Origin of the sequence: Tropicimonas sp. IMCC6043, from assembly GCF_004146235.1 — a bacterium.
GTDB lineage: Bacteria > Pseudomonadota > Alphaproteobacteria > Rhodobacterales > Rhodobacteraceae > Tropicimonas.
Genome location: NZ_SELO01000061.1, coordinates 1 through 15,899 on the forward strand (window position 1 = coordinate 1; position 15,899 = coordinate 15,899).

A 15,899-nucleotide genomic window follows, 5' to 3' on the forward strand; every position below is an offset into this window, starting at 1 on the left:
TTCAAGCCGCCAAAGCTTCCCGACATAGGACGTTGTCGCTGACGATGCTGGCCGGTTTCCCATAAACCCGGACAAGCGCGTCCAACTCTCGCGCCACGCGGGTGCCCGAGATGCCGGTGTCGGCCATTCCGGCCAGCGGCCAATCGTCATCCGGCGCTGCCGGCCGGCATGGCGGTAATCCAGCGTGAACGCTCGGCTCCCCGAGCGGTAGATGCAGACCGCGAAGCCCCGCACCTCGCTGTCGAAGATCTGGTAGTCGCGTCCTTCGGCCGGTTCGGCGTCTCGGACGGTTTTCTCATTCAATCGCAGTCGGTTGACCATGCAACTCGCCTCCTTCGCTCCTGACATGACGCGTAGATTCGCGCCCATATCAAGCGAAGCAGACGGCAAGGGGTGGCGGGGTGGCGCAGGGTGGCGGAAAGGCAGAGTGGGCGCGCCACCCCCGAAAACCGTTCAGAAAGGGGGGGAAAGTCATTTTCGATGCGCGCAGAATCGACCTACCTATCCATAAAACGCCGAAACCTCAAAGTTGACTGCGCATATCAGGGCCAATTTGTCTGAATTCATCTGCGCCGAACGACTCATCCGTCGTTCCGATCCAGGCCAAGGTCGGAAAGGATTGCGTAGAAGGATGGCAGGACGAGCAGGACCAGAAACGTCGAAGCCAGCAATCCGAACACCACGGAGACGACCAGCGGCTTGAGCGTCTGCGCCTGGGTGGAGGTCTCGAGCAGGAGTGGCGCCATGCCGATGATCGTGGTCGAGACCGAGACGAAAATCGGACGGAAGCGGGAGCGAACGGCCTCACCCGCGGCCCGCGTGGCAGTCTCGCCTCTTGCCTGCCGTGCCTTGATGACCCCGACCAGCAGGATGGCGTTGTTGACCACGATCCCGGCGAGCGAGGCCGCACCGACCAGCGACGGCATCGAGATGTTGTAGCCCATCGCCATATGCCCCCAGATCACCCCGAGAAACGCCAGCGGGATCGTTAACATGACGATCAGCGGTTCGACATAGCTCCGGAACTGGAAACTCAGGACGATATAGATCCCGACCAGCCCGATCAGGAACCCGCGGAGGATCGATGCGACGGTCTCGGACGAGTTCGCCGCCTGTCCGCCGATCTCGAAGCCGAGGCCGGGTGTCGCGGCGGCGAGGTCGGGCAGGAAGCCATCGGCCAGTTGGGCCGTGATCGCGTCGGCATTTCCGATCCGGCCATCGACATCAGCCGAGACGGTCAATGTCCGCAACCCGTTCCGGCGTGTGATCGTGCCCCAGCCGCGCCCCTCCTCGATGGTCGCGATTGTGGAGAGCGGCGCGGTGCCGCCACCGGGCAGGGCGATCTCGAAATCGCTCAGGTCGGCGCGCGTGGCCCGGTCGGCTTCGGCCAGCAACACCTCGATGTCCCAGGCCATGTCGCCACGCCGGATCTCGGCGAGTTCCGTGCCGAGGAAGGCTGCGGGCAACTGTGTGGCCACGTCCGCGGCGGACAGGCCCAGAGCCTCGGCCCCGGGGGCCAGCGACAGCCGCAGCTCGCCTGCACCTGGACGCAGGTCGAGGATCGCGTTGCGCACCCCGGCATAGGTTTTAAGGCCTGCCAGGGTCGCACGGCCGGCGGCTTGCAGCGTGTCGAGATCGGGATGGGTCAGGCGCAGCTCGACCGCGATGCCCTGCGGGCCGATGCCCGGCTCGACGAGGATCAGCGAAGTGACACCCGGCAGGGGACCAATCTCGGTCCGCCACATTGCGACGATCTCGTCGAGCGTGCTTCTGCGGGTCTCGGCGCCCAGAAGGTCCACGGCCACGGTCGCGACATGTGCACCGCTCTCGCTGGCCGACAGGTTGCGGCCCATGCGGGTGATCCGCCGGACGACGAGGTGCTGCCCCCCGGGCTGCTCCGGTGCGAGCTGCGAGTTGACCCGGTCGAGCGCGGCCTCGACCTGCGCAACCGCCTCCGCCGTGCGCTCGAGCGACGTGCCCGCCGGCATCAGGATTCGGGCCTCCAGCACGTCGCCGTCAATCTCGGGCATCGCCTCGCGTTTGACGATCCCGCCGCCAAGCGTGCCCACGGTCGCGATCAGCGCGCCGATGGCCAGCCCCGCGACCAGCCAGCGCGCCCTGATTGCCATATCCGCGAGACGTCCGACTCCGCGTTCGCGCAGGATGTCGAACGTCCTGTCAAACCGCAGGCGGAAGCGAGAGGGCGGGGTGTCTCGCAGGCTGCCCTTCAGGTGGTGCGGCAGGATCAGGAATGCCTCGACCAGCGATGCCGCCAGGGCCGCCAGAAGCACGACCGGCAACACCTCCAGCACCGCCCCCAACTCGCCGGCCAGGAAGGCGAGCGGCAGGAACACCGCGACCGTCGTCAGGAAGGATGACACGACCCCGGGCGCCACGACCGTGACCCCGGCGGCAACATTTTCGACGGTGACGTCCTTCGCAGTTTCCACGGCGATGGAGTCGGCAATGACGATGGAATCGTCCATCACGATCCCGATTGCCATCAGGAGCGCCACCAGTGTCATCATGTTCAGGCTGAGCCCGGTCAGCCCCATCCAGATGAAGGCACCCGCGAAGGCAACCGGCAGGCCCATCGCGGCCCAGACGGCAAATCCCGGGCGGAAGAACAGGCTCAGCACCGCAACGACCAGCACTAGCCCCATCACGCCGTTCTGGACCAGCATGACCAGCCGGTCGCGGATGATCGAGGTGACATCCTGCACGACCTCGATCCGCAGGCTGTCGGGCAGGTGGGCGGTTTCCCCGGCCACGAGGTCCGCAACCGCGTCGAGCACCCGCAGCGCGTCGGCATCGAGCGCCTTTGCCACGTCGATCAGGATCGCCGGCGTCCCGTCGACCGCGACCCGGTCCTGCGGCGGCTCGAAACGCGCCTCGATCATCCCCACGTCGCCGAGCGTCAGCGTGGCACCGTCTTCGAGGACGAGAACCGGAATCCGCGCGAGCCCCATTACCGTATCGCGCTTGGCGGTGAGCCGCAGGGTGAGGTCGGCCCCCGCGCCCTCCAGCGTGCCGGCGGGCAGATCGATGTTCTGGCTGGCGATGGTGGCGGCCAGCCCGGCAGGGGTCAGCCCGTGGCTTTCGAGCACCGCCGCGCGGGCACTGATGCGGATCGTGCGCGTGCCGAGACCGGACCGGCTAACGCCGGCGACGCCGGGCAGGGCGCTCAGTCGATCTGACAGCGCCTCGGCATAGAGGTCGAGCTCCGGCAGCGGCAGATCGCCCGAAACGGCGACCGACGTCACCGGGTCGGAGCGGTGCAACTCGCGCACGATGGCAGGGTCGGCCCGGTCGGGAAAGCTGTCGATCGCCGCGACTTCGGTGCGCAGCGTGTTGACGAAGCGCAGGGGATCATTGCCCGGCGCCATGGTGGCAACCGCCCGGGCGCGGCCCGCCTGCGCCGTGCAGTTCAGGGTTTCCAGCCCCTCGACCCCTTGCACCGCGTCCCAGAGCGGCGCGCAGATCGCGCTTTCCACATCCTCGGCCACCGCGCCGCGATAGGGCACCGTGATCTCGGCCTCGACGGCCCGGAAATCGGGAAAGGTCTCGCGCAGCAGCCCCGGTGCGGTGAAGGTGCCCGCGGCGAGGAAGAGCAGAAGCAGGAGGTTGGCCGCCGTGGGGTGGCCGGTGAACCAGCGGATCATTCGCGCGCCTCGACCGGTGCCAGCGCGAGCCCCGGGATTGCCGGGGCGATGTCGTCGATCACCAAGCGGTCGCCCGGCGAGAGGCCCTCGGCGATGATCACGCGGCCGTCCTGGGCGAAGGCCGGGGTGACGGCGCGCAGATCCAGCAGATCATCCTTGTCCGCGATCCGCACCATACCGCCGTGGAGTGTTGATTCGGGAATGGTCAGGACCCCCGACAAGGGTGCGCCGATGAGCGTGATCGAGACCTGCATGTTGGGCACAAGGGGCAGGCGGCGCGGGGGATCGGACGCCCGGTACGGATCATCGACCGTCACGACGACAGGCACCGTGCGCGCCCGTGCATCCAGCGCGCCTTCGACGCGGGAGACCCGCGCGTCCCACGTCTGGTCAGGATCGGACAGCGGGCTGAGCGTCGCCTCGATCCGCGCGCCCGGGCCCGCGCGCATCATCTCGATCAGGTTCATGTCGTCTGGAACGTCGCCGATCAGTCGGCGGAATGCGTCGAGTGGCAGATGCGCGACGACCTCGACAGCCGATATCCCGTCGCCGCGAATGACGACCTGTCCGGGTGATACGGTCTGGAAGCGTTCCGCGGCAACCTCCGTAACTCGCAGGTCGAACGGGGCGGTCAGAATTGTCTGGTCGAGCGAGCGGCGCGCGCGAAGGATCGCGGCCTCGGTCCGCGCGATCTGTGCGGCGATCCGTGCCTCCCGCGCCGGGATCAGCGCCAGGGCATTTTCCTGTTCGGCGACCGTGCGGCGCGCCAGCAACGTCGAACGCTCCGCCTCGTCGGCACGTGATTGGGGCGCACTGCCCTGTTCGGTCAGCCTGCGGCTGCGGTCGAGATCGGTCTCGGTCAGGGTCAGCCGGTCCTGCTCCAGCGCCAGGATGCGGGCGGTATTCTCCGCCTCCGCCTGCAACTGCGCGCGCTCGGCCTCCAGTGCGGCAAGATCGGCTTTCGCCTGTGCAAGCGCAAGATCGTAGTCCGCCGGGTCGATCCGCAGCACCTCGGTTCCCGCCGGGATCACCCGGCCCGCCTCGAGCTCGGGGTGGCGCCAGATCACCTCGCCCTGCACTTCGGCCACCGCGACCCAAGTTTCGGCCGCGTGCAGGTTACCCCAGACGGTGGCGGTCGGACGGATGGTCTCCGAGGCGAGTGTCATCACGCGGACCGGGAATTCTGCTTCGGCTGATCCCACCTGCGCGGGGCCAGGCGCCGTCGCGATCATCCACGCGGCCGCACCGATCCCGAGTGCGATGGGCGGCAGGGCGAGCAGCGGCCCGAGGCGCATTGGCCTCAGCCCCCGGCGCGGCGCATCCGCGCCAAGGTGTCGTCACGCAGCACGAACTGGTGGTAGACCACACCCACGACATGCAGTGCCACCAGCGCCAGCAGGACGACCTTCAGGACTTCGTGCCCCTCGGCCGCCGCTTGGACGCCGCCGAACCAGGCGACCGAGCCGCTGACCGGCATGAGGATCATCAGCAGGTAGAGGCCGCCACGGGTGATCTTCGCTGCCGCAACCTGCAGCTTGCTTCCCTCGATCGGGGCCGGAGCGCCACGCCGGGCGCGCAGCCCGAGGCGCCACAGCGCGAACAACAGCACCAGCGCCCCGCCCGCCACATGGGCGAGCACGAGCGGATCGAAAGTCATCTCGGCGCCTTCGCCAATGCGGTCCCAGGCCGAGGCGATCGCATCATGAAACAGGAATTGTTGCGCGATCAGCACGAAAACGACCCAATGCAGCGCAATCTGGTTGCGGGAATAGCCGGTAGGGGCGGGCATCATTTGTCCTTTCCGTTGTGGCGCTCCAGGGCGAGCCGGAAACGCATGTTGCATCCGGTTTGACCATAGGTTAGTTATCTATAACTAACAATAGGAGATATCATGCGAGAACGATGGACCGCAGAGGATCGCAAGGCACAGATCGTCTCGCAGGTTCTGAATCTTGCCTTCGAGATTGGGCCAGACCGCCTGAGCACGACAGACGTCGCACGGGAGATCGGCATTAGCCAGCCTGCCATCTTCCGGCATTTTCCGACCAAGGGCGCGATGTGGCTGGCCGTTGCCGAAGAGGTCGCGGCCAGACTCACCGCGGCCTGGGACAAGGCCGAAGCCGGTGCCAAAGGACCCGAGGCGCGATTGCGGTCGCTGATCGGCACGCAGCTTTCCGCCATCGAGGCGACCCCGGCCCTGCCGTCGATACTGTTCTCGCGTGAACTGACCGTCGACAACCCGGGCTTGCGCGAGGTGTTCGCGCAGCTTCTCACCTCGTTCCAGAGGCGGCAGGTGAAGGCGATCGCCGGGCTTCAGGCGGCGGATGCGCTGCGGCGGAACGTGGCGGCGGCAGATGTGGCGGTTCTGCTTACCTCGCTGGTGCAGGGCGTGGCCATCCGCTGGACGTTGGGCAACCGCGTCTTTCCGGTTGTTGACGAGGGGTTGCGGCTGTTCGACGTCCAGATGGATCTCCTTCGAGGTGAAGAGGAACGAAATCATGACTGATCAGCAAAGGCGCCCGCGGACCCTTGCCGGGCTTGCCATCGGGTTTGGTGCGTTGACGATACTCTCGGGAGGCCGAACGCTTCTTGGCACGGTCGACATGGGCGCCGTCGTGCCCTTCGTCCTCTGGTTCAACACATTCGCAGGGATCGCCTATGTCATTTCCGGTATCGGCCTGTGGCAAGGGCGTCCATGGGCGCCATCTTTGGCGTTCGCGATCTTCCTCGCGACCCTGCTGGTCTTTGCCGCTTTCGGCCTGCATGTGCTCCGCGGTGGCGCCTTCGAGATGCGAACGGTCTTCGCGATGGCACTCCGCACCGCTGTCTGGGGCGGGATCGCTTTGGCGGCGCGTCGGACCGCTGCCGGCGGATCGGGTTGATCATCCGATGCCGTGCGGGCGAGATCGTCATAAGACCCGGGTTTCGCTCGTCCGGTCGCGCGCGCCAAAACACTGTGCAACAAGAACAGCACCGCCCGGGGAGGACCGACATGCGCACACGCCCTGATGCCGTGACCACGATCACTCTTCCGTCCGGACCTGTAAGGGTCGATGAAGCCGGATACCTGACCGATCCCGAGCAATGGACACGCGACTTCGCGATGCTGGTCGCCGAACAGGAGGAGATTGCGCTTCGGGAGCTGCACTGGCAGGTCATCGCCTTCATGCGGAGCCATCTGGACGAGCATGGCATCGCCGCCGACGCGCGTATCGTGCTGAAGTTTCTCGGCGAGAAGCTTGGCGTAAACAAGGCGAGCGCAAAACAGGCGCTGTTCGAGCTGTTTCCCTATGGATACGTCCAACAGGCCTGCAAGATGGCCGGCATGCGCCAGCCGCGTGCGTGGAGCACCGGGTAGGGCCGTGTCGCCACTAGCCAGAAATTGAGGCAAGAGGGCATCCGGCGCCCAAGTCCCGCCCGGATGTCATCGGGGGCCAGGCGCACCTTTCTGGGCCACAAAGGGCACGCGCACCGTTGTCAGAACCTTTCCATCGGCATCCACCACGAGTCGAACGCGGCGAATGTCGTCGCGCAAGGTTACGCGGAAACGGCCCGCGTCATCGCCTTCGCCGCGCTCGACAAGGCAGGTCATCGACCCGTCCTGCATCATCTGCCGCATCTCGTCCGGGTCACGGTCGAACAACCGGCCGAGATCGGTTGGCGCAATCGCGAACCCGTTGTCGGTTGGTTCAAGTTCCATTGCCCCTCCTTGCATGCCCGATCTAGGCCGTTGCCTCTGGCACCTGCTCGCTCCGGGGCAACGCGATGTCGGCGAGAGTGGAGTGGTCGAGGTCTGCCAGAAATGCCGCCTCGGCCCGCCGCAAACGGACCTTGAGCGCGCAGCGGCCATCGATCGAGCAATCGCCTGTTCCCGAGAAGCATTCGACAAGCGCCTGGTCCCGCTCCAGCACCCGGACGACCTCACCTAGGCGGATCTGGTCCGACGGCCGCGCGAGCGACGCTCCTCCTTCGCCGCCGCGACGTGTGGTGACGATCCCGGCATGGGCGAGGCGCTGCACGATCTTGGTCAGGTGGTTGCGGGACAGCCCGAATTCCTCGGCCAGTTCAGATGTGGAAAACCCGCGTTCGGGCGCACTGGCCAATCGCATCAATGCACGAAGACCGTAATCGGTGAAGGAGGTCAGTCGCATCGCCACTCCAATAGGTATTTACAATACCTATTAAATGACGTAGCCGGGAAGGCAAGGCTCATTGTTCGGAAGGTAACGGGATGGCCACCGCCGCACACGATCTTCGCGCCACCTCCGCTCGGCCCGACATGACGGCCGCATTGATGCGGGAGACCGGTCTGACAGACGCCTGCTTGCGGCAATTTGTGGAGGACTTTTATGCCCAAGTACGGTGCGACCCGGTGCTCGGGCCGATCTTTGCCGCGCGGCTCACGGAGTGGGAGCCGCATCTGGCCCGCATGACCGATTTCTGGTCTTCGGTCGCCCTGATGACCGGGCGCTACCACGGCCGGCCGATGGAGGCCCATGCGCAGCTTCCGGTCGACTGGAGCCATTTCGAGCGGTGGCTCACCCTGTTCCGCCAGACCGCCACCGAGTCCTTCGCGCCGGACGGTGCGGCGCACCTGATCGCGCGTGCGGAGCGCATCGCTCGTTCACTCCATATCGCGGTCGAGGATTCACGGGCCTCTGCCGCGCCCCGTCTGCGCCCCACCGATCGGGGCGCCTAAGTCTGGCGCCGAGAACGGCCGAAATGCTTCTTGCCACTTTGATTGAAGCGTCGCCGTCTCGACAGCGCCAACTCAACGCCACCTCAACCGACATACGCCGTTTTTCTTCGCCGTTTGCGCCCGAAAGTCTCCCAATGTCGCTCAGCGCCGGGACACGAACTCCGCGAATTCAAAGGCTTATCACGCAAGCAATTGATTTTTCTAACTTATTGGAATCGCTGGATTATCGGCTCATAACCTGAAGGTCGTAGGTTCAAATCCTACCCCCGCAACCAGAAATATCTGGAAAAACAGATACTTACGGACGCGCCCGCAGCGGCGCTCGTAAGCTGTTTTTTCTTGCTCACCACTTGCTCACCAAATCGCCCGTTCTCCAGACGCGGCGTCGGCGGTCGTGCCGAAAGTCCCGCAAAGTAGGCGAACCGGTCGTGACGAGACGCGTGTGAGACGTGGTGAGACTTGAAGCACTTGGCCGGGTGAATGCTCGGCCTTCGAGAGCCGCAACCTGCGCATTGCTGCCGTTCGCGACACCCGAACGCCTCGCAAGCGCAGCACTATCGCCCGAGTTGGAAGCGGTCATTCACGGTCGTATCGGCGAACGACGGCGACGAGCCCTTAGCGGCCGACTACGCTTTCAGCTGTACGGTCTAAACTCGGGCGAAGAGCGCCGCGGGCCGACGGAGGCGATCTTCGCCGACGTGAACACGCACCTGGCAGAGAAGGGTATCACGCTGCGGTCGGGCAAGCTGGTGGACCCTTCTGTATCCGAGCTCTGCTAGCGTGACCCCGTCACCGGCCCCGGTTAGGCCCGATGGCGGGGGAGATCACCCCGGAAACCTGACGGCGTCTTGCCGGTCCATCGCCGGAATGCCCGGTCTAGGACGGCCGAACTGGAGAGACCCACCTGAAGAGCGATTTGCGCGATGGGCAGGGTCGTGTTCGACAAGAGGTCTTCGGTGATGCTCTGGCGCACGTCGTCCTTCATCTGACTGTAGGAGGTGCCATTTGCCCATAAGATGCGCTGGATCCGGCGTGGATGCTGGCGGCAGATCAAGGCAAAGACGTTCAGTGTCAGATCCTGATGAGCGATGTTGTCCTTCAGCATGTCTCGAAGATAGGAAAGGGTCGCTTCTCTGCGGCCATCTGATGCAAACTCCCCTCGTGACTTTTTCACCAGGTCCCAGTCCAGCGAGAATGGTGCCCAAAGCCAGTGTGTCGGAAATGAAATCCGCAAGCCGTCGATCTGGGATCTGATGAGCGCCTGCTTCGGGAGAAAACCCGGCGGAAGCCCTTGGGTGGTTGGTACAGTGATCAGGATGTCTTTTGGGTCGAAGGTTTTTCCGATCCCTTTCTTTATCAAAGTCGCATAAAGTGCGACGCCGATTGCATCCAACTGTGTTGACGGCTTAGTCACACTGACGGTGCGGTGAATGTCGAAGCTTGACATTCCGGGTGAAATGGAAACCGAGTACCGCACGTTATTAACCTGCTTTCGGACTTCCTCCACCAACCGGGACAAAAAATCTCCAAAGTTGAGAGCATGGGTCGCCGAATCCCGGAAAGCCTGCGTTCCTTTTTTCGCTGTTTCGATTGCCACCTTTGCGCCAAAGTACGGATCGCCGAGAGTTTCCGCCATATCCTCAAGGGCGGAATAGCAGGCGGACGCGTCAACCAGCATCGCAGGGTCGGTCAGCGCGCCGGCGGGAATACCGTTTCGGACCAGGAGCGCTTTAATATCGCCGCCCCGCGAGGTGAAGGCCTTTGCGAACGGGGACAAAATCAACATTCCGCGCGTGAACCTCGGGCCAGATTTCTTGCTCATGCGTGATGCTCCCTCAACACCCTCAGGTTAGCCTTCTGGGACAAGTTTACGACGCAGGTGGCATGAGCCGCAAACAGGATGCGCCTCGGGCATGTTAATCAGAAAGCCGTAAACGATGAGACTCGGGCGATGGCCACGCGGCCCTGGCGATCTCGGAAAGCGTTGGAGACGGGAAATGTCGAAGGAAAACACCGTAAAAGCCAAAAAATCCCTTTTGAAAGCAACACTTATTGCCGGGCTGATGACTTTTTCGGCGGTCACCTTCGGCTCGGCGTACGGCCAGACAACAGAAGGCCAGCCTGTTGCCGCCGCCATCGAGCGGGTCGCGACGGGGCTTGCCGGGCGCATCGGCTTCGCGGCGCAGGAAATCGGCGGCGACCAGGTCATCGCTTTCAATGGCGATGAGACCTTCGCCATGGCCAGCACCTACAAGGTTGCGATCGCCACTGCGATTATGGACCGCGTCGACCGGGGGGAACTCGGCCTCGACCAGATGGTCGAAATCACACCCGACATGATGATGATCGGCGACGCTGCGCTGAGCGACACATTCGTGCATCCCGGGCTTCAGCTTTCGGTGGCGAACCTGATGGAGATCATGATCACCGAGAGCGACAACACGGCGACCGACACCTTGATCGGGCTGGCCGGCGGAGCCGCGGCAGTGACCGAAAATCTGCGCAGGCTCGGGATCACCGATTTCAGGGTCGATCGGACGACCGGCGAGATCATCGGGGAATTCTATGGTCTGCCGGGACCAGCCACGATGAAAGTCGCCACAGAGGCCTTCGTGACCCGGCCGGAGCTCCTGACGATCATGGGTGACCGCAATCTGGACTTCGAGGCGGATCCCCGCGACCACGCAACGCCGCTTGCGATGCTGCAACTCCTGCTTGCCATCGACAGCGGCACGGCGATGAGCGCCGAGAGCCGCGACTTCCTGATTGATGTCATGTCGCGCACGCGCACCGGCGCTGCCCGTCTCATGGGGCTGCTGCCGAGGGGAACGCCCGTGGCGCACAAGACCGGAACCATAGGGGGAGTGGCCAATGACGTCGGCTATATCACGCTCCCCGACGGTCGTCGGTTCGCAATCGCCGTGTTCACCAGCAGCAGCGAGACATCCGAGGCGGACAGGGATCGGGCAATTGCAGAGGTCGCCCGGTCGCTGTTCGACTACTTCTACCTTGGGCAGATGGCGAAGCAGTAAAAGGGGAAACTTCGCCGTGCAGGCTCTGCCTGTGCGATCCTGCACTGCGAAGACAGAACCCTCCGGGAAGAGCCATCGTTATCCCGCCAGGAGAAATCCGGTGAAGACTCCAATGCAAAGGAAAAATCTAGTGAAGAACCTAATGAAACCGCTACCTGCTTTGCTTGTTTCGTCGCTACTGTGCGTCACACCGGCACTCGCACAGCAGGCCATGACAGAGGAGGAGGGCCAGGCGACCTTTGATGCGGTGCTCGCCGAAGCCTCTGAACTGATCAAGGAACTGAACATCCCGGGGCTTGGTATCGGGGTCATCCATGGGCCCAACGCCTACGGCGCCGGCCTCGGTGTTACGAACGTAACCACCGGAGAGCCCGTTACCACTGATACGCAATTCCAAATCGGCTCGGTGACAAAGACCTTCCTTTCGACTCTGGCCATGCAGTTGTCCGAACGGGGCGAACTGGATTTGAACGCGCGTGTCGTCGACATCCTGCCGTGGTTCAGGGTCGCGGATCCCGACGCCACGTCGAAAGCGCGGGTCGTCGACCTGTTCCACCATCACGCTGGCTGGTATGGCGACCATGGGTTCCTTCCTGTTCCTCCGGGCGGGTCGATCAGCGAGAAGGTCATGCTCCAGGCGGCTTACGTCGAGCAGATCTATCCGTTCGGTCAAACCTGGATGTACAACAACACCAGTATCACCTTCGCGACCCATGTGGTGTCGCATGTCGGCGGAAAGCCGATCGAGACCCTGATCGAAGAGAACCTGCTCACACCGCTTGGCATGGAGTCGTCATCCTTCAATTACGACGCCACCCCGCCGGCCAAAGATTACGCATGGGGTCATCCGCCGATCTACGGGGAAGGCAGCATCAGTGATCTCAAGCCGTACTACATTCCGTTGATCAGAGAGTCCGCAGCCTCCGGCGGAATCCGGTCTACGGTTACCGACATGCTGAAATACGCCCGCTTTCAGCTGGACGGCAAGGACGCCGCCGGGAACGAGCTGTTGTCCATGGAAGCGCTGGACTATGCCCATGCTCCGGCAGTCGACGCTGCGGCCGGCGAGTTTACCGGACTGACATGGTTCGTCCACGACTACGACGGCGTCACCAGCCCCTTCCACGGGGGGAATTGGCCCGGCACGCGGTCTTTTCTGAAGCTGATCCCGGAACACGACTTTGCCGTGGTGATCATGGTCCACAGCGATCGCGGAGTCGAAGCCTACAGTAAAATTGCGGACGCAATGGTCAAAGCCTTCACGGGAATCGAGGCCGACTCTCCGGTCGCAGCGGGCGTTGATCCGGCTGTGCTCGATCCCTTCGTCGGCGTCTTCAAGGGGAATTCGCAAAACATCGAGATCCGCAAAGAGGGCGACAAATATGTGTTTGTCCAGTTCTCCGCATTGACCAGCGGAGCGGATCCCGCGCCTGCCAATGTGGCCAACACGGCCGAGGGCTATTTTATCATCACCGAAGGCCCGAACGAGGGATCCCTTGGCGAATTGCTCGAAGATCCGTCTGGCGAACTCAACTTCGTGCGATTCAACCACCGGATCTTCATTCGGGGCGACGGGGCGGTCGACGAATTCTCGCTCTCCGGGTCTGTCTTCGACAAACCGGCTGAGTAAGAGCCACGGATTCGGTGGAGGGGCGATCCTGCTCGGCGCAGATTGTGCTCTCCACCGAACCCGCTGTATTGAAAAAGGGAGAACTACAATGCGGAAAGAACCTGACTGCGGTGCTTGTCCGCACAGCGGTCATTCATCTAGCCCGCTAGTGCCGCTATGCGGCGAACGGCGGCTACGTCCGCAAAGTTGCCCTTAAGGCGTCAGCGGTAGTGCCGGTGCGCCTTCGACGAGGCCGACGGCAGCGAACTGCGCGATGCTGCCTTTCAGTGATTTCGGCCCAAAGTCCGGTGAGCGGACGTTGGCGTCATTCGTTGCGAGGACACAGGATGACCGTCGTTGCAGAATTTTGATCCACTGCATCCACGCGTCGAGTTGTCAAGCTGCTCGCGTCGTCCACCATGACGAGGCAGAGCCAAGGACCTCAGTTCAGCCTTGGGTCATGGAGATCTCGATGACCGTGCGCTCGTGGACACGGCCCTTGAAAGTCCAACTCGGCTTCAAGGCTTCGATGAAGATTGCCCGGATGACGCTGTTGAACCGCTCGCCGTGCTTTTGTAGCTCCGTGACTTCCGCAGAAACGTCCGTCGGCAGGATCGACATGTCGAGCTCGTGTTCGCGGGCGGAGTAGCCGGGTTTCGACCACTTGGCGAAGATCGCGTCGATCGCGGTCTTGTACCGATCGCCGTAGCTTTGTAGCTGAACCACGCGAGCGGCGACGTCAGCGGGCAGCATGGAAAGGTCGTACCTGTTGTCGGGCTCTGCCGCCAATTGGAACGCGGTCGCTGCAAAGAAAGTGGAAATGATGGTCGCCTTGAACATAGTATTCTCCGTGGTTGTGCGTGTGTGCTTCTGGTGCCGTTGCTCCGCCAGTTGGAGCGCCCGAAATCAGGAAGCGCGATAGGGGCCACGAAAGTCACGAAGGCTGGAACGAAATTTGACGAAACCTGGAAAGATCGTTTCGATTGGATCGTTTAGCTTCGACCTTGAGGCCGAGGCTTTATTGTCTCCAGATGGAACGAATGTGGCTCTTCGTCCCCAAACAGCGCGTGTTCTGGGGATTCTGGCGGCCGAACCCGGTGAGCTTGTTACGAAGGACTCGGTGATGAGTGCGGTCTGGGCGGAGACCCATGTGACCGATGACAGCCTTGTGCAGTGTATCTCGGAAATTCGGAAGGCTTTGGGCCCTCAGGATGCAGGACTTCTGGTTACTGTTCCGAAGCAAGGATACAGGCTTGACGCGCGTGCCGCAGCCCTTGAGCAGCAAGATGAGAACCTTCTCGCGGCGCCGACTGGGAAGCCGAGCCTCTCGCTCTGGCGGCGTTTCGCTCCCGTTGGCTTAGGGGCGGTTGCCCTGCTGTTCGTCCTATCCGCCGGCGCAATCGTATTTCTGTACGGTAATGACAACGTTCCTTCAGGGAAGATAACGATCGCCGTGCTTCCTTTCGAAAACGTCAGCGGAGACGCCGAGCAGGACTATCTGTCGTCCGGACTGGCCGAAGATTTGCTGACTGACTTATCCAGAATTGACTCCATAGCCGTCCTGTCCCGAACAGCCACTTTCGGTCTTCGGAGCGCCATGGGAATCTCCTCTGACATGATGGAAGCGCTAGGCGCGGACTATCTCGTTGATGGGAGTGTCCAACGCGATGGCGGTCAGATAAGGATCAGCGCCCAATTGGTGCAGCTGTCGACGGGTGAGAATATCTGGGCAGAGCGATACGACCGTCGCCTTGGAGACCTCTTCGAGGTTCAGGACGACGTGCGAAACCAGATCATCGATGCGTTGTCCGTAACGCTAGCGTGGCGGGACATGGCACGACTCTCGAGCCCGGGCACGGCGGACATCGAAGCTTACGACCTTCTGCTCAGGGGCAGGTTTCATGAAGCCTCACTGACAAGGGACGGTGTGATCCGTGCCATATCGTTCTACCGTCAGGCAATCGACGCCGACCCGAGCTATTCTCAGGCGTATGCCCGGCTCGCCAACATGTACGATTTTTCTGCGCGGTTTGGATGGGGCGAGAGCTCCGAAGCGGATCGGGCGCTGGCATTGGAAATGGCGGAGCAGTCTGTTCGCCTCGGTCCCGATTATCCCTTCGCACACTGGACACTTGGGCGGGTGCTTTCGAGGCTTGGGAGAGACGCGTCCAGTCGTGGTCGCGCCATGGAAGAGCTTGAGAGGGCGATCGAACTCGATCCAAATTACGCTGACGCTCACGCATTCCTCAGTCTGATATATATCGGAGCTGGGGAAACCGAAGAGGCGCGAAAGGCCATCGCCACAGCATTCGATCTGAACCCGGCGCCCCCGTCCTGGTATTTCCAGAACCGTGGCATCGTTAACTACTTCCAGGGGCTCTACGAGCTGGCAGCGGGAGACTTCCGGGGCGCGGTCGAGCAGAACCCTACGGCGGCGTTTTCACGGACGTGGCTTGCCGCGGCCTACGCGATGTCGGGGAATGTCGACGACGCTCAATGGGAAATCGAAGAGGCCATGGCCCTGGGAGAAGTGCGTACGGTCACCGAAGTATTGGCCGCGAACCCGATCATCCAGCATCCCGAGTTCAGAGATATCTATACAAGCGGTCTTCAGACAGCGGGCCTGCCAGATTAGTCTTGGGAGGGAATGCCGTGAGCGACCTCTACGGCAGAATCTCCTTCCTTTCCTACAAGCCGCAGCATCCATCCGCACCAGCCTCGGAGCGGACATCCGATCAAAATGGTCGGATGGCCGCAAGGTCGATGTTGATGTCAACGGCGGTGCGATTTCCTGCCAGAGGGCAGCACAAAATCCGGCCAGTTCCAGCGTGATCGGCGCCCCGGCAGACGCGCTCCCTATGTAGCTGGCGGTTGCCGGGGCGCCTTGGTCCGCGAGG

General features: G+C 62.9%; 14 protein-coding genes and 1 pseudogene. 7 read left to right on the forward strand and 8 right to left on the reverse strand.

Going from position 1 to position 15,899, the window contains the following annotated elements; genetic code table 11:
- Positions 1 to 96: 96 nt before the first annotated feature.
- The 4 genes and pseudogenes from EU800_RS27315 to EU800_RS23800 all read right to left on the reverse strand — a co-directional run.
- Positions 97 to 321, reverse strand: a pseudogene (locus EU800_RS27315) (Arm DNA-binding domain-containing protein); the annotation flags it as partial.
- A gap of 260 nt (positions 322 to 581) precedes the next feature.
- Positions 582 to 3,662 carry an efflux RND transporter permease subunit gene (locus EU800_RS23790; RefSeq protein WP_129635987.1) on the reverse strand — a complete coding sequence of 1,027 codons (3,081 nt, stop codon included), beginning with the start codon at positions 3,660 to 3,662 and terminating at the stop codon, positions 582 to 584.
- Positions 3,659 to 4,957, reverse strand: a complete 1,299-nt coding sequence (locus EU800_RS23795) for an efflux RND transporter periplasmic adaptor subunit (RefSeq protein WP_129635988.1) — start codon at positions 4,955 to 4,957, stop codon at positions 3,659 to 3,661. Before EU800_RS23795 ends, EU800_RS23790 begins: the two co-directional genes overlap by 4 nt.
- 5 nt (positions 4,958 to 4,962) lie before the next feature.
- Positions 4,963 to 5,451, reverse strand: a complete 489-nt coding sequence (locus EU800_RS23800; RefSeq protein WP_165354823.1) for a cytochrome b — start codon at positions 5,449 to 5,451, stop codon at positions 4,963 to 4,965.
- Positions 5,452 to 5,553: 102 nt separating this feature from the next.
- On the opposite strand from EU800_RS23800, the gene EU800_RS23805 reads away from it, so the two are divergent.
- The 3 genes from EU800_RS23805 (at position 5,554) to EU800_RS23815 (ending at position 7,020) form a co-directional block, all read left to right on the forward strand.
- Positions 5,554 to 6,168 (forward strand): TetR/AcrR family transcriptional regulator, encoded by a 615-nt coding sequence (locus EU800_RS23805; RefSeq protein ID WP_129635990.1) that lies wholly within the window; start codon positions 5,554 to 5,556, stop codon positions 6,166 to 6,168.
- Positions 6,161 to 6,544 carry a hypothetical protein gene (locus EU800_RS23810; RefSeq protein ID WP_129635991.1) on the forward strand — a complete coding sequence of 128 codons (384 nt, stop codon included), beginning with the start codon at positions 6,161 to 6,163 and terminating at the stop codon, positions 6,542 to 6,544. The genes EU800_RS23805 and EU800_RS23810 overlap by 8 nt, the downstream gene beginning before the upstream one ends.
- Positions 6,545 to 6,654: 110 nt before the next feature.
- Complete coding sequence (locus EU800_RS23815) at positions 6,655 to 7,020, forward strand: TusE/DsrC/DsvC family sulfur relay protein (RefSeq protein ID WP_129635992.1); 366 nt, start codon at positions 6,655 to 6,657, stop codon at positions 7,018 to 7,020.
- 66 nt (positions 7,021 to 7,086) lie between these two features.
- Here EU800_RS23815 and EU800_RS23820 read toward each other — a convergent pair whose 3' ends face one another.
- Positions 7,087 to 7,362 carry a DUF6522 family protein gene (locus EU800_RS23820; RefSeq protein ID WP_129635993.1) on the reverse strand — a complete coding sequence of 92 codons (276 nt, stop codon included), beginning with the start codon at positions 7,360 to 7,362 and terminating at the stop codon, positions 7,087 to 7,089.
- 22 nt (positions 7,363 to 7,384) lie between these two features.
- Positions 7,385 to 7,813 (reverse strand): Rrf2 family transcriptional regulator, encoded by a 429-nt coding sequence (locus EU800_RS23825; RefSeq protein WP_129635994.1) that lies wholly within the window; start codon positions 7,811 to 7,813, stop codon positions 7,385 to 7,387.
- A gap of 80 nt (positions 7,814 to 7,893) precedes the next feature.
- On the opposite strand from EU800_RS23825, the gene EU800_RS23830 reads away from it, so the two are divergent.
- A complete protein-coding gene (locus EU800_RS23830; RefSeq protein WP_242500797.1) occupies positions 7,894 to 8,361 on the forward strand; it encodes a group III truncated hemoglobin in 468 nt (155 codons plus the stop codon).
- 802 nt (positions 8,362 to 9,163) lie between these two features.
- Here the strand turns inward: EU800_RS23830 and EU800_RS23835 are convergent.
- Positions 9,164 to 10,183, reverse strand: a complete 1,020-nt coding sequence (locus tag EU800_RS23835) for an AraC family transcriptional regulator (protein WP_242500799.1) — start codon at positions 10,181 to 10,183, stop codon at positions 9,164 to 9,166.
- Positions 10,184 to 10,397: 214 nt separating this feature from the next.
- On the opposite strand from EU800_RS23835, the gene bla reads away from it, so the two are divergent.
- Positions 10,398 to 11,393, forward strand: a complete 996-nt coding sequence (gene bla / locus EU800_RS23840) for a class A beta-lactamase (RefSeq protein ID WP_242500806.1) — start codon at positions 10,398 to 10,400, stop codon at positions 11,391 to 11,393.
- A gap of 130 nt (positions 11,394 to 11,523) precedes the next feature.
- Positions 11,524 to 13,023 (forward strand): serine hydrolase, encoded by a 1,500-nt coding sequence (locus tag EU800_RS23845; RefSeq protein ID WP_207209987.1) that lies wholly within the window; start codon positions 11,524 to 11,526, stop codon positions 13,021 to 13,023.
- A gap of 426 nt (positions 13,024 to 13,449) precedes the next feature.
- Here EU800_RS23845 and EU800_RS23850 read toward each other — a convergent pair whose 3' ends face one another.
- The gene (locus tag EU800_RS23850) at positions 13,450 to 13,842 is read right to left on the reverse strand and encodes a hypothetical protein (protein ID WP_129635995.1); all 393 of its coding nucleotides are present in this window, start codon (positions 13,840 to 13,842) and stop codon (positions 13,450 to 13,452) included.
- 115 nt (positions 13,843 to 13,957) lie between these two features.
- Between EU800_RS23850 and EU800_RS23855 the strand changes: the two genes are divergently transcribed.
- A complete protein-coding gene (locus EU800_RS23855) occupies positions 13,958 to 15,637 on the forward strand; it encodes a tetratricopeptide repeat protein (RefSeq protein WP_129635996.1) in 1,680 nt (559 codons plus the stop codon).
- Positions 15,638 to 15,899: the final 262 nt, after the last annotated feature.